General features: G+C 64.0%; 8 protein-coding genes and 1 tRNA gene. 3 read left to right on the forward strand and 6 right to left on the reverse strand.

Features of this window, described 5'->3' with window-relative positions:
* Positions 1-242: 242 nt before the first annotated feature.
* From MSA03_RS10950 to MSA03_RS10970, 5 genes are all read right to left on the reverse strand, one after another.
* Positions 243-929 carry a hypothetical protein gene (locus MSA03_RS10950; protein WP_147051021.1) on the reverse strand — a complete coding sequence of 229 codons (687 nt, stop codon included), beginning with the start codon at positions 927-929 and terminating at the stop codon, positions 243-245.
* The gene (locus tag MSA03_RS10955) at positions 922-2154 is read right to left on the reverse strand and encodes a DUF262 domain-containing protein (RefSeq protein WP_170245489.1); all 1233 of its coding nucleotides are present in this window, start codon (positions 2152-2154) and stop codon (positions 922-924) included. The genes MSA03_RS10950 and MSA03_RS10955 overlap by 8 nt, the downstream gene beginning before the upstream one ends.
* A 413-nt stretch (positions 2155-2567) precedes the next feature.
* Positions 2568-4049, reverse strand: a complete 1482-nt coding sequence (locus MSA03_RS10960) for a class I SAM-dependent DNA methyltransferase (protein WP_147051023.1) — start codon at positions 4047-4049, stop codon at positions 2568-2570.
* Between the two features lie 158 nt (positions 4050-4207).
* Positions 4208-5494 (reverse strand): restriction endonuclease subunit S, encoded by a 1287-nt coding sequence (locus MSA03_RS10965; protein WP_147051024.1) that lies wholly within the window; start codon positions 5492-5494, stop codon positions 4208-4210.
* Entirely contained in the window at positions 5491-8241 is a 2751-nt protein-coding gene (locus MSA03_RS10970) for a type I restriction endonuclease subunit R (protein ID WP_174799878.1), read from the reverse strand. Before MSA03_RS10970 ends, MSA03_RS10965 begins: the two co-directional genes overlap by 4 nt.
* Before the next feature lie 118 nt (positions 8242-8359).
* Between MSA03_RS10970 and MSA03_RS10975 the strand changes: the two genes are divergently transcribed.
* Both MSA03_RS10975 and MSA03_RS10980 read left to right on the forward strand, forming a co-directional pair.
* Complete coding sequence (locus MSA03_RS10975) at positions 8360-10789, forward strand: GmrSD restriction endonuclease domain-containing protein (protein ID WP_170245491.1); 2430 nt, start codon at positions 8360-8362, stop codon at positions 10787-10789.
* Between the two features lie 406 nt (positions 10790-11195).
* Positions 11196-12326 carry a tyrosine-type recombinase/integrase gene (locus MSA03_RS10980; protein WP_147051025.1) on the forward strand — a complete coding sequence of 377 codons (1131 nt, stop codon included), beginning with the start codon at positions 11196-11198 and terminating at the stop codon, positions 12324-12326.
* Between the two features lie 219 nt (positions 12327-12545).
* Here the strand turns inward: MSA03_RS10980 and MSA03_RS10985 are convergent.
* Positions 12546-12617, reverse strand: a tRNA-Arg gene (locus tag MSA03_RS10985).
* 95 nt (positions 12618-12712) lie between these two features.
* On the opposite strand from MSA03_RS10985, the gene MSA03_RS10990 reads away from it, so the two are divergent.
* Complete coding sequence (locus MSA03_RS10990; RefSeq protein ID WP_147051026.1) at positions 12713-13852, forward strand: AI-2E family transporter; 1140 nt, start codon at positions 12713-12715, stop codon at positions 13850-13852.
* Positions 13853-13887: the final 35 nt, after the last annotated feature.

Raw genomic sequence — 13887 nt, forward strand, 5'->3', positions numbered from 1 at the left:
CCCTTAAAGGCCGTCCCCCACCGTGGGTGCCTGCGTGCATCGTCCATCGTCCATCGGCCGCAGTCCAGCGTCCATCGTCCATCGTCCATCGTCCATCGTCCATCGTAGATTCCGCTCTCGTACTCAAGAGCTTGGTTCGAGGTCGGTCGTCCTCGCGAGGCACGGACGGGTGCGACGCTGAGGCGACGGTGCGCCAACGGCTCCCTCGGGCAATGGCATCGTGCCGGCAGACGGCTCCTCGGCTATCTCGGCACCCGCGACCGAAGCCGCATCCGCGGCCACCTTGGTTTGCGGACGTCTTGAGACTGCGCAGACAACTGATCAACCACAGACTCGAGCGCGATAACAGTCCGGGCAGCTTGTTCAACCCACTCGCGCACGTTAGCTGGGTATTCTTCCTCAGTCACTGCCTGGGTAGGGCTATTGAACGGCGAGGTGTGTCCGGCAGCGCCTCGTTTCGCACCCAACGTCGTCAGGGCGGCGAGCTGGATGTCCACGGCGTCATCAATGACGGCCCACTCTATGCCAACTAGCTTGGCGAGGTCTCGCACGTTGTCCGCCTTCAGGCCATGATTTTCGCGCACCTCGCTCGTGACGTACTCGATGGCCAACGGGGACGACATCACGCCCAGCCATTGTCGCTTGTTGTAGGTGGGTATGTCCCGATTCCACTCCAGCGCAGCTGCGAAGAAGGGCAGCAATCCGACGGGCACGGACACACCCTCGGCAATCACCCGACGAGCGCGGTTGAAGTGTTCCAGGAAGATTCCCTCGATGCGTTCCTCTAGGATCGCGTGCGCAACCAGTAAGTACGCCCTCGTGACTGTGCGCTCGCGGGTCGACAGCGGATCGGGTGGGGCGGTCGACACGTCGGAAAGGAGCGTCGACTCGATCTCGGCGATCTCCGCCAGGAGAGGATGATTAGTCACGTCTCAGGGAACCCGGCAACTCGTAGCTGACGCCAGTCGCTTCTTCTACGACCGACCTCCACACACGATGACGCGTGATGAACGCATCCGCTGTCTTCGTTGTAGCGCTTATGGATCGTATGAATGAGTCGTCGGACTCGCACCGTGACTGATACGCACCAATTACCACCTCAGCCTTTTCAGCAATGGCCATGCGCACCTCTGGAAGGCTGAGCGAGTATGCCTGGAAGTCGAAGACAGCGCGGTTGAGCGCCCGCTCCCACTTGCCACTGTTTCCGCTTTGGTCCGGGCCGGTCCACTTACGACAGAATCTGGAACCGAAAAGATATTGTCCAACTTCCAGCCCCTCAGCGAACTCCCCATACTCGTCCTGAAGTGAGGGCTCAATCTGCGGCCAACTCTTGGTGAATGTGCGCGAGGTGTCATCGAGGAAGCCTTTGAGATTACCCCGATACCGAAGCGGTGACTTACTGAACGCAATATGGCGGAGCAGGAGCTCGGCGTCAACCATGCGACGATCAGGATGCGAGATTCCCAGGAGCTTCTGGATCGACGGAGATGACCCCGACGTGTGATCGATCCATTGCATAAACCGGCCGGGGATAAGCGCTTGGCGCAGTTCCTGGGGCGAGAGGGCGACGCTACCCGTGTTCAAGCGAAGAAACAGAGAGAGAAGCAGGGCCTCTGAGTTCCAGCTGCTCAGAACCACTGTGCGGATGGTGGAGTTCTCAAGCGCGCTAAACGACTCAGGACGCTGCCCCTCGAGGTCGACGACGCTAGTTCCATTCAACTCTGAAAGGACTTCCAAGCCGGACAGGCGGAGCGCATCAAACTCGCCGTCTCTGGCGTCGTCGGCTACTGCAAAATACTGACGAAGGGCAAGCAATCGCTGCTTGCCGTCAAGAACAAAGTACTGTCCCCGCTGCCCCGGCTTCTCGGCCAGCACGATTTGGGGGATTGGGAAGCCCAAGATGATGGACTCAATTAGCTTGCTCTTTCGGTTCGCAAGCCACGCGTTTCGCCGTTGGAACGACGGATCCAGATCTATGCGTCCCTTCCGCATTTGATTTACGAGGGTCTCGACCGTCCAGTCCGTGCCACTGACGGAGGCGCTGAAGCCGTCCGCAGGAGGAGCCGCGTCCTCCTCTGACTCACCCTGGAACGGAACCAAGGGGATATCGTCGAAGGCCGCGTCGCTGTCGTAGTCCGCCGATTCGATGCTCACGCGACAATCCTGGCAGACTGCACGCCGAGGAGTTGAAGAGTCACGGTGGCCCTCGGGCGCTGGGTAAGTGATGTGTGGGCAGACTGCCGCGAGGAGAAGAGATTCTCTCCTTGGAGACGGAGACACGCACTCTCGCCACATTTCGCCGTTGCGGGCGACGAGATCTCCCGCAGGCACTAGAGAGGCGTGCCGCTCGCAGCCCAGCCGAGGCGCGTAGTGAGTGGATCTCTAGACAAGTACTACCGTGCGCTCGGGTGCACGTGTGATATGTCCGAGTTGTTCAAGTAGTGTGCGAGCGACGGCCTTGCCCGATTGAACCGCTCGACTTCACAACACACGGGATCTCCCGGTGGGCGTCCGTGTAGGGAGCTCCACCCTGTGGACGGCGGAAGCGAGATACGTCTTGAATGCAGTTAGGCGTCGGAGGCCGCCGATCTTGACTGAAGAGCTAATGCCACGGCCTCGAATTCAGCAAGTGCCGCGGCAAGATCTTCCACGATCTCGCGCACGATGACGTCGGGCGCTGGCAAGTTATCGAGATCTTCAAGCGATTCGTCGCGGAGCCAGGTGATGTCGAGGTTGACTTTGTCGCGTGAGATCAGATCGGCGTAGTCGAACGCCTTAAACCGCTCGGTCTCGACGCGCGCCTCGTGGTCGCTCCCGAACGACTCGACGAAGTCCTGGAGGTGCGCGCGGGTCAGCGGGTTCTGCTTGAGTGTGAAGTGCTGGTTGGTGCGCAGGTCATAGATCCAGAGCTTCGAAGTCCATGGACGCTCGCCCGCCGGCTTCTTGTCGAAGAAGAGCACGTTGGCCCTGACACCGCCGGCGTAGAAGATGCCTGTGGGCAGGCGCAGCATCGTGTGAAGGTCGAAATCCTTCAGCATGCGCCGGCGCAGGGTCTCGCCAGCGCCTCCTTCGAACAACACGTTGTCGGGCAGGACGACGGCGGCGCGACCGTTGATGTCGAGGATCGTCGCGATGTGCTGCAGGAAATTGAGCTGCTTGTTCGAGGTCGTGACGACGAAGTCCTGACGCTCGATCTCGAGGTCTTCGCGCGCTTCCCGTCCGTCGGCGCCGACCATCGTGAGAGACGACTTGCGCCCGAACGGCGGGTTCGACAGCACGACGCTCCAGCGCCGCCCCGGATCGGCGATGAGCGAGTCCTTGACCTCGATGAGCGACGGGCCGTTGGCCTCGCCGGCACCGTGCAGCAGCAGGTTCATCGCGGCCAGGCGCGCCGTTCCGTCGACGAGTTCCACGCCGTGGATCAGCTGCTTCTGCAGGTGCTCACGCTGCGGAGGAGTGAAGGATGCCGCGTCCCGCGACGCGTACTCGAACGCCTGCAACAGGAATCCGCCGGTGCCGCAGGCTGGGTCCGTAACGGTGTCGGCGACCGTGGGGCGGACGCAGTCGACGATCGCGTCGATGATCGCGCGCGGAGTGAAGTACTGTCCCGCCCCCGACTTGATGTCTTCCGCCCCCTTCGCGAGGAGAGACTCGTAGGCGTCACCCTTGATGTCGACGCCCGTCTGCGACCACTGCTCGGCGTCGATGAGGTCGTGGATGAGCCGCTTGAGCTTGGCCGGATCCTGCACTCGGTTCTGCGCCTTACGGAAGATCACGCCGAGCGTGCCCGGCTCGCGGCCGAGTCCCTGCAGAATGCGCGTGTACTCGGTCTCGAGCTCGGCTCCATCGGCGTCGAGTAGCCTCTGCCACGAGTACTTGTCGGGCACAATGCGCTCAGGACGCAGGGCACGCGTCGCCCGTTCGTGGGCCATCTTGAGAAACAGCAGGTAGGTGAGCTGCTCGGTGTAGTCGATGGTGCCGACGCCGTCGTCGCGCAGCACATTCGCATACGCCCACAGCTTGTCTACGAGGCGGCGGGGGTCGGTCATGAAGCGGGCTCCAGGTCGTGCGGTTCGGACGGCAATCGGGTCGAGTGGTGTGACTTCGTTACGGGTTCTGGCGACGTGTCAAGCGATTTGCCACGTCGACCGTGCGATGGGACTTGTCATGGCGTGCGCTCGGGACTACCACAACGACAAACTCGCGGTCACAGCGCAGCCGCAATTGCCTCGATGCGATCGGAATCGGACGCCGCGCCAGTGAGCTGCCCGGAGAAGGCTGCTGCGAGTAGGGCGCGGCGGAGCATCGAACATCGCTCTTGCGATACCTCGATCGTTCCGTTGAGTCGTGTCCGATCGTCCACAAGATCACTCAGCTCATTCGCGATTCGCGCTTGCTCATCCACGGAAGGCACTGGGAACAGGATGTGATCTCGGAACCGAGTCAGGCTCACCTTCCGCTGGGCGACACCACTTGTGATTCTGTCCATAACTCGTCGCACACTCGGTGACTGCATGGCGAACATCAGGTACGACGAGAGAAACCCCTCGGCAGGTCGCAGACGGATGACGTCCGCCGTGACGATTCCGGGCTTGATCGAGTCGTACACAGCTGCACTACCGGGCGGATCACCCATCTTCGTAATGACGAGATCGCCGTATCGCACGCCGTGCGCAGCTAGATCCGCAGCCTTCTCCGCGCTCACGAATCGGGTGGGCGATGTGAAGTCTCCTCGCACAACGTTTCGCACGAAGACGAGGGGGACTCCGTCGTCGCGGTAGTCCTTGGTCGTGAGGTTGCTACCGAATGGGCCAATGATGCTGCGAGAGCGGTCGCCGCCGGTGATCTCGTCCACCCCCACTTCGCGCCACCCATCAGGCTGCCAAGCGAAGGACTGTGCCACGTAGGCGCGCTCAAGGCCAGCGGCCCGAGCCATCGCCCGCGCGAGTGACGATTCCGCCGCGTCAAGGCGAGAGAGGTGATCATCGAGCAACTCGACGATTCGTCGCTGCTCGCTCAACGGCGCCGCCGGGATGGGGATCTGACGAATGGTCTTGAGGCCAAGCCTCGGCCGTCCGACCCCATGGAGCTGATCTCTCGCCCAGTCGCGAGCTTCGGGCCGCTGAAGCGCATAGAGCACCCAACGGGGTTCGACATCCATGGAGAGGCGTACCCGAATACAGTCCGCCTTCACGATTGCGGGACCAATGTCGGCCGGCATCAGACAGGCACGTGGAAGAACCTCGCCAAGCGACGCAATGAGCAGATCGCCTGCGGAAACCTCGTGCTTGCGAAGCATATCGAAGTGGTCGCGCGAGATATGAGCCGGTGAGCGTTTGTACTCTCCGTCACCGATGTTCTGCAGGCGAACGACCTGAGGGCCGCTGTCGGTGTAATGGGCGCTCGTGAGGTTCGAACCAAACGGACCATCGGTGATCGCACCCCGTTCCGCGCTCGCGAACGACTCGAGAGGCAGCTGCTTCCACGATGTCACGCGGTCAGCTCCGCGTTCAGTTCCTCGATCAGCATCCCCGCACTCGCTCCCAGATCACGTACCGCTCCATCGACCCCGCCGCGCTCCGTGAAGGGAGCAACGTCGAGATCAGCATCCGTCAATCCTGCCGAATTCGCGATGACGTCCGCCATTCGGTCGAGCCACCAACGCTGGGAGTCGGTGAAGGCCACGCCGGCGAGCTGCTGACGACCCAGCCACTCGTCGTAGCGCGAGCGCACCACGTCCGCATACGGCACGAGGTCGGTATCCTCCCCCAGTTCGTAGCGCAGGAGCGAGACCAGGTCGGTCAGTCGTGCGTGATCGTTCGGCCTGACCCGCTCGATCTGCACGGCTTCGTAGGCGTGCCAAATGAGGTCGACGGTCCAGTTGTGCGGTGGGCGTGCGATGCGCTCGGCAAGCTCCGAGATCGCGGCGAACGGCACACGACGAGTCTTCGCCTCGGTGAGCAGCTGGATCGCGCTGATCTCGCTGCGGTGCTCGGCGAGGTACGCGCGCCACGACTCGACGATCGAGCGAGCGCGGCTCGTGTCGACCACACCGTACGCGTCGACGAGCTCATCGACGGTGACCGCGTCGATCACCCGGTCGTGCGCGCGGCGCAGCTCTAGGATGCGCGAGCGCAGGTCGGGGTTCGCCGCGAGCGGCTCGATCGCGCCTTCGATGAGCGCGGTGACGGCCTCGTCTCGGTCGACGGCTGACGCCACCGCGGCGGCTTGTTTGTCGGGGTCGACGGCATCCACGATCCCGCGGACGATGTCGCGCAGTGATCCGCCGGCGACCTCGTCGAGTTCGGTGCGCTCGGCAGTCGTGAGCTGCAGCTCGAGGGCAGCCAGACGTGAGGCGAGGGTCGCGGTCTCGTCCTCGGTGATGGAAAGGTCGGCGACCTTCGCGAGCAGCTTTTGCAGCGAGATGCCCCGGTCGCGGTTGAGCGGCGGCTCGACGAAGGCGTGCTCGGTCACCCCGACGGCGTCGACGATGACGAACCGGGTCTTTTCCGTAGCATCTGGAGTCACGGCCTGAAAGTCGGCCGACGCGATCGTGCGCGCGCCGCGGCCCTTCATTTGCTCGAAGTACTGCGCGCTGCGCACATCTCGCAGGAAGAAGACGCACTCGAGCGGCTTGACGTCCGTGCCGGTCGCGATCATGTCGACCGTCACCGCGACGCGCAGCGTCGACGAGGTGCGGAACGCCTGCAGGTGTCCCTTCGGGTCCTTCGCGTTGTACGTGATCTTCGCCGCGAAGTCGTTGCCCTTGCCGAATACCTCGCGCACGAGGGTGACGACAGTCTCGGCGTGGTTGTCGTCCTTGCAAAACATCAGCGTCTTCGGCACGACGCGACGCCCCGGGAAGATCTCCGGCATGCGATCGCGGAAAGTCTCGAGGATCGTTCGCAGCTGTGACAGGTTCGTCACGGCGCGGTCGAGCTGGGACGGCGTGTAGTCCAGGTCCTCGTCGAGCGCTTCGAGCCGCTGCTGACGCGTGCGCCGGTCGACCTTCGGCACGACCGTGCCCGCCTCGATCAAGCCGCCTTCGTCGCTGACCCGCGTCTTGATGCGGTAGACGTCGAAGTCGACGTTGACGCCGTCGGCGACCGACTCGGGGTAGGTGTACTCCGACACGAGGTTCTGCTGGAAGAAGCCGAACGTCTGCTTGCCCGGTGTCGCCGTGAGGCCCACGATGTGCGCGTCGAAGTACTCCAGCACGCCGCGCCACACACCGTAGATGGAGCGGTGCGCCTCATCGACGATCACAAGGTCGAATGCCTCGGGCGGCAGCGTCGCGCTGTAGGCCACCGACACCGGCGTATCAGGCACGAAGTCGTCGATCCCCGGGTCGTCCTGGTCATCGACTTCCTTGCCCTGAAGTGCCCGGTGCACTCGCTGGATCGTCGAGATGACGACGCTCGAGGACTGCAGCATCCCGGCGCTCGTGAGCTTCGCGACCGGGTAAAGCTCGGTGAATCGCCGCCCGTCCCCGGGCGTGCGATAGTTCTGGAACTCCGCGAGCGTCTGATCGGCGAGGTTGTTGCGATCGACGAGAAACAGGATGCGGGTGAAACCGCCGAAGGCGAGCAGGCGATACGCCTGCGTGACCGCCGTGAAGGTCTTGCCGGCGCCGGTCGCCATCTGGATGAGTGATCGCGAGAACCGCTGCTCGCGCAGCGAGCGCTCGACCCCTTCGATCGCGTCGATCTGCGCCGGTCGCAGACTAAACGTGTCGAGCGCGGGCAGGGAGCGCACGTGCGCACGCCAGGTGGGGGCATCCGGTCTTTCGACGGCCTCCCGAACGTGCCGCGCGAGAGTCCTGGGTTGGGGAAACGCGAAGAGCCGTCGGGCGCGCGCATGCGGGTCGTAGCCGTTCGTGAAGTGCGTCTCGACTCCGGATGCCTCGAACACGAACGGCAGACGCCGGTCGACGACCACGGCGCGCTTGGCGTGCGCATCGGGCAGACCTGTCGCGTACATCGCTGACTGCCACTCGACGCCCGACAGCGGCGTACCGACGGGCTTCGCTTCGATGACGCCGACGACCTTCTTGTCGACGTACAGGAGGTAGTCGGCACGACCGTGGCCGGGCGCCATGATGAACTCGCGAACGGCGATGCCGTCCCCGGCGAAGAGGTTTAGCGCCTTGCGATCCTGCACAACCCAACCGGCCGCTTCGAGTTGAGAGTCGATGAGCTTTCTCGCCCGCGCTTCGGCAGGGAGGCGGTCATCGGCTGGCATGCCGTCAGAGTATCGAACGAGGAGAGTCTGCCATCGGATTGACCGGTCAGGCCGCACTGGTCTCTGCGAATCTCGGCGCTTCCCGCTAGGGATCGCGGCGGTGCAAGAGAATGTGAACATGCAACCTGACCTGCAGACCCCTATGAAGGTGTTTGGGCTGCCGCAGCATCTTGTGGTGCCGATTTATCAGCGTCCGTATGTGTGGAAGGAGGACGAGCAGTGGGCGCCGCTTTGGCATGACGTTCGACGGATGGCCGAGCTGAGGCTCGGCTCTTCCCAGTCCGGCGCCTCGCACTTTCTCGGTGCCGTCGTGCTGCAGACGCAGGAGGCGGCGCACGGCTCCGTGCCAGCGAGCAATGTGATTGATGGTCAGCAGCGTCTCACTACCCTGCAACTCCTGATGGATGCTGCCGGCGCCGTCCTCGATGAGTTCGGCGAGGATACGCTGTCGGGCCGGTTGGCCAACCTCACACACAACCAACCGATCTTCGTCGCGGATGGCGAAAGCCCACTCAAGCTTCGGCATACCAATCGCGACGCATTGGCCTTCGACGAGGTCATGAACGCGGAGCCACCCGTTGATCATCGATCGTTGCGGCATTCCGGCAGCAGGATTGTGCAGGCCCACGCGTACTTCGTGGGGTCGTGTCGCACCTGGCTGGACGAGGCAGCCCCCGAAGGACGCTCCGCGCGCGCGAGTGCACTCGTCAGCGTGCTGGAACAAGGGCTTCACCTCGTGACCATCACGCTGACGGCCAGCGAGAATTCGCAGGAGATCTTTGAGACGCTCAACGCACGGGGTACGCCCTTGTCCGCGGCCGATCTTATCCGCAACTTCGTCTTCCAGAAGCTAGCGCAGGAGGGAGTGGACACGGCGACGGCTCACAAGGAGCATTGGCCGTTCGAGACCGACTTCTGGGAGCGCGAGGTGAGCGTTGGTCGCTACTTCGTGAGCCGGAGTTCGCTGTACTTCAACCAATGGCTCGCATCGCGCACCGGCGAAGAGGTCAGCCCGCTCTCGACCTTCGCCAGGTTCAAGACGTACGTCGAGCATGAATCCGACACGCCGCTGAGGGTCCTGCTTCCCGTGATCAAGGGTCAGGCCGACCTGTACGAAGTGTGGACCCGCCATTCCGAGCAGGCTGACAGGCAGCTATCGCCGGTCGAGATGTGCATGTACCGCATGCGAAGCAACTCAATCGAGGTGCTGAAGCCCGCCATGATCTGGCTTCACGAGCCCGATCTCCGAATCCCCCAACCGGTCGCGGATGCGGTGATCGCGATCCTTGAGAGTTGGGTCATGCGCCGGTTGCTCCTCCGTCTAACAACTTCCGATCTCGGACGAATCGTCGCAGATGCGATCAAGGCGAACCGCGACGCTGCCCCCGATGAGCTGGAGAGTCGCGTCCGTTCTCACCTCGAGCGACTCAACCGAGCGAGCACATACTGGCCGGGGGACGAAGAGCTTCGAGAGGCGCTACGCACGGATCCGGTCTACCGACGCTTTAATCGGGGTCGCCTTCGCGTGATTCTCGAGGCGGTGGAGGACCGTTTTCGCGCCTTTACCAATCAGCCACAGGTTCCCCGGCGGGGATATCCCATCGAGCACGTTCTTCCGCAGAAGTGGGAGGACAACTGGCCGGTGCACGACGAGGTAGGCGCCGCGGTACGCGCGGACCACATCCATCGACTTGGAAATCTGACGCTCCTGACGACGAGTCTCAATTCGAAGGTCTCGAACGGGCCGTGGGAGGTGAAGCGCGAGGCGTTCCAAGAACATGACACCCTCCTTCTCACGAGTCGACTGCTGAAATCGGTTGAAGGAGCGGATTGGGATGAGTCGACGATCGACGCACGGACCGACCTCCTCACGGACGCGCTGCTCGCAATTTGGCCGGTATCACCGGGCCACACCGGGGCCATTGCTGATCCGCAATCTCGTGTAAGTGCGGAGGTGACCATTCGCGACCTGATCAAGAGTGGGGCACTTCCGGCCGGCACTCGGCTTCGACCACGTCATGGCGATCCCGCCAAGTTTGAGGCGGTAGTCGCGGAAGACGGCAGATTGCGCATTGGAGGGAAAGTCTTCGCGACTCCCTCCGGAGCGGGCGCCTTTGCACTTGGCCGAGCGGTGAACGGGTGGTACTTCTGGTTCTTACCCGACGGTCGTCTTCTCGAGGATCTACGTGCGATCCACCGTGGCCAACCGGTGTCCGCCCCTCGGTTCGACTGGGCGCCTCTGCACGCGATCCTCGAGGCAATCCCCGCGGGTCGCTGGACCACGTACGGGGCACTCGCGGAAGTCATCGGCACGGCTGCCCAGCCGCTTGGGGCACATGTTGCCGATTGCCAACAGTGCTCGCACGCGTATCGCGTTCTCACGAGCGATGGTCGTGTGTCGGGAGGGTTCCGATGGTCGGACGACGGGGATGGCGGGGACCCGACAGAAAGGCTCGCTGCGGAAGGCGTTCTATTCCAGGCAGGGCGCGCCTCGCGCGAGCACGAGCTCACGGCAGACGAACTCGCCGAGTTGCTGACGGAGGAGTGAGAGGCACGCTATATCTGTCCCCGTCCCCTTCTCCTCGGCACGCCGCCGAGGGTGAATGGCCCGATTCAGGGGACGCGCCGTGTATCACCTTTGCGCCAGCATCAGTCTTCGCCCTCGCTCCGACAATCAGCCCCCCAGCGATCGGGCGCGGCGCAGTGCTCGTCGTCGAACGGCTGCTAAGCGGAGCGCGCCAGCGCGGAGTCTGCAAGGAGTGAGCGGCGAGAACGGAGACGCGACCGAGCGCTACACTCTCGGCGTCGGAGGGAGGCGCCCCTCAGCCTCAACGTCAGTTCACGACGTCTTCCGTCAACTATCCACATCTGCCATCGGCGGCGTTGACGGCATCCGACCAGTGTCCGACACTGGCCCGATACTGACTGTCGAGCCGGCATGAGCGGAGGTCGAGATGGGCACCATCACCTCGTACGAAACGGCGAAGGGCCGCCGCTACCGCGTGCGCTATCGCAAGCCTGATCGCACCGAAGCGCAGAAGCGCGGCTTCACGACGATGCGCGAGGCGAAGCTCTACCTGTCGATGGTCACCGTGTCCAAGTCGAAGGGCGAGTACATCGACCCGGTGGCGTCGCGGGTGCCGGTGCGGATGTTCGCCGACAGCTGGCTGCGGTCGAAGCAGCCGCCGATGTCGAAGCCTTCGTACTACATGACGCTCGAGCGGGCGTGGAAGAACCACGTCGCTCCCGTCTGGGCCGACAGGGAGATCTGGTCTATCCGGCGGTCTGAAGTTCAAGACTGGGTGTCAGAGCTCGCAACCGAGAAGTCGCGCACGGTCGTTCTTCGCGCGCTGGGGGTCCTCGCAGGAATCCTCGATGTCGCCATCGATGATCGTCGCCTTGCGAACAATCCCGCGCGACACATCCGCAATCTCCCTCGGAGCGGACCAGGAAAGCGCCGCGTCTATCTCTCGCACGACCAGGTGGCGACGTTGGCGGCATGCTCGGCGCATCCGACAATGGTCCTGACCTTGGCCTACACCGGTCTGCGGTGGGGCGAGGCGACCGGGCTGCGGGTGCGCAGCGTGAACCGACTGCGTCGGCGCTTCGTCATCGAGGAGAACGCGGTAATGATCGCGTACGAGATCCACGTCGGCACGCCCAAGACGCACGAGAGGCGCTCGGTGCCCTACCCCGAGCGCCTCGCTCCGATGATTGAGCAGGCCTGCGCAGGCAAGGGGCCGGAAGGACTGCTCTTCGGCGACGGCGTCAACCACATGCGCAACTCAGGCGCACAGGGGTGGTTCGCGAACGCGGTCCGCCGCGCGCAGGCTGTGGACCCATCGATCCCGCGGCTGACGCCTCACGACCTGCGCCACACCGCCGCCTCGCTCGCGATCAGCTCTGGCGCCAACGTGAAAGCCGTGCAGCGGATGCTGGGGCACGCGTCGGCGGCCATGACGCTCGACACTTACGCCGACCTCTTCGACGACGATCTGGATGCCGTCGCATCGCGCCTCAACGACGCCATGCCGCTCGTGGCGCTGCCGGCGGGTCCGCAGACGCGCTACGCCCGACGGACGTAACGCCGGAGAGCAGACTGCTCAACTTTTCGACGAGGCTCAGGACGCCAGAATTGCTCGATTTCGTCGTTCCAAGGCGTCGAACGACGCTCCGTGAAGGGCGTCGAATCCGCCTCGGTTTCGGCTCACAGCTTTCTCAGATGCGGCCAAAAAGCGGCCAAAAACGCAATCTGAATGGTCTGACCACAGAAGAAAAACCTGGTCAGAGGCAAAAAGAGACTGTGCCCCTGGAGGGATTCGAACCCCCAACCGTTTCCTTAGGACGGAACTGCTCTTCCATTGAGCTACAGAGGCTGGCCTCCCGATTCTAGGCCAGCCGCGGCTCCGGACCGCCCTCACGAGCCACCCCGGATGTTGACGCCCACCCACCGAGCCGCGACAGTGTGAACGTGACCGACGAGCCCGCCGCATCCGCATCCGTCGCCCGACCGGTGCGCGAACGGGCACCAGCCCCCGCATCCGACACACGGCATACGGCCGTGCGCGCGGCGCTCGACCACCCGTTCCTGCTCGGATTCACCATCACGCTCGGCGGCCTCGCGGCGATCGTGTTCGGCCTGGCACTGGCATCCCTGTCGACGATCCTCATCTACATCGCCCTCGCGCTCTTCGCGGCCCTCGGGCTCGACCCGGTCGTCGGCCGCCTGGAACGCCGCGGACTTCCCCGACCGTGGGGCATCGCCGTCGTCTTCGCGGGGTTCCTGCTCGTCGCCGCCGCCGTCGTCGTCTGGGTGCTGCCGCCCGCGCTCGCGCAGATCGGCCAGTTCGTGCGCGCGATCCCCGCGCAGATCACCACGCTCCAGGCATCCGACTGGAACCGCGGCATGGAGGAGCAGCTCGGCGACGTGATCGGCTCCGGACTCGATCAGCTGAAGACCTTCCTCGCCGACCCGTCGAACCTGCTCGTGATCGCCGGCGGCGTCCTCGCGGTCGGCTTCGGCGTCGGCAACGCGCTCACCGGCGCCGTCATCGTCGTTGTGCTGACGCTGTACTTCCTCGCGTCACTCGATGCCATGAAGACGGCGTTCTACCGCCTCGCGCCGGCCCGCAACCGCGCCTCGGTTGCCAATCTCACGGAGCAGATCACCGATTCGATCGGCGGATACCTCATCGGCATGGTGATCCTCGCGGCCTGCAACGCGGCCTTCGCGACGATCCTCTACCTCGTGCTGGGCCTCCCCTTCCCCGCCCTCATGGGGCTCGCGGCGTTCCTCATCACCCTGATCCCGCTCATCGGCCCGGTGCTGTTCTGGGTCATCGGCACGGTCGTCGCGCTCCTCGCCGACCCGGTCGGGGCGCTCGTCTTCGGCATCCTGTACTTCGTCTACATGCAGCTCGAGGCATACCTGCTGACGCCGCGCGTGATGAACCGGGCGATCGCGATCCCCGGCTCCCTCGTCGTGATCGGCGCCCTCGTCGGCGGCACCCTGCTCGGCCTGCTCGGCGCCCTGGTCGCGATCCCGGTGACCGCCGCCATCCTGCTCATCATCAAGCACCTGTTCGTGCCGCGGCAGGATGCCAAGACATAACCCCGTCCGGCTGTCGGTACCCAGGAGGAGACTGA

Origin of the sequence: Microbacterium saccharophilum, from assembly GCF_007992455.1 — a bacterium.
GTDB lineage: Bacteria > Actinomycetota > Actinomycetes > Actinomycetales > Microbacteriaceae > Microbacterium > Microbacterium saccharophilum.

Coding starts and splice junctions, on each gene's coding strand:
- MSA03_RS10960 (WP_147051023.1), bottom strand. CDS start 4,049: ATGACCGACCCCCGCCGCCTCGTAGACAAGCTGTGGGCGTATGCGAAT.
- MSA03_RS10975 (WP_170245491.1), top strand. CDS start 8,360: ATGCAACCTGACCTGCAGACCCCTATGAAGGTGTTTGGGCTGCCGCAG.
- MSA03_RS10980 (WP_147051025.1), top strand. CDS start 11,196: ATGGGCACCATCACCTCGTACGAAACGGCGAAGGGCCGCCGCTACCGC.
- MSA03_RS10970 (WP_174799878.1), bottom strand. CDS start 8,241: ATGCCAGCCGATGACCGCCTCCCTGCCGAAGCGCGGGCGAGAAAGCTC.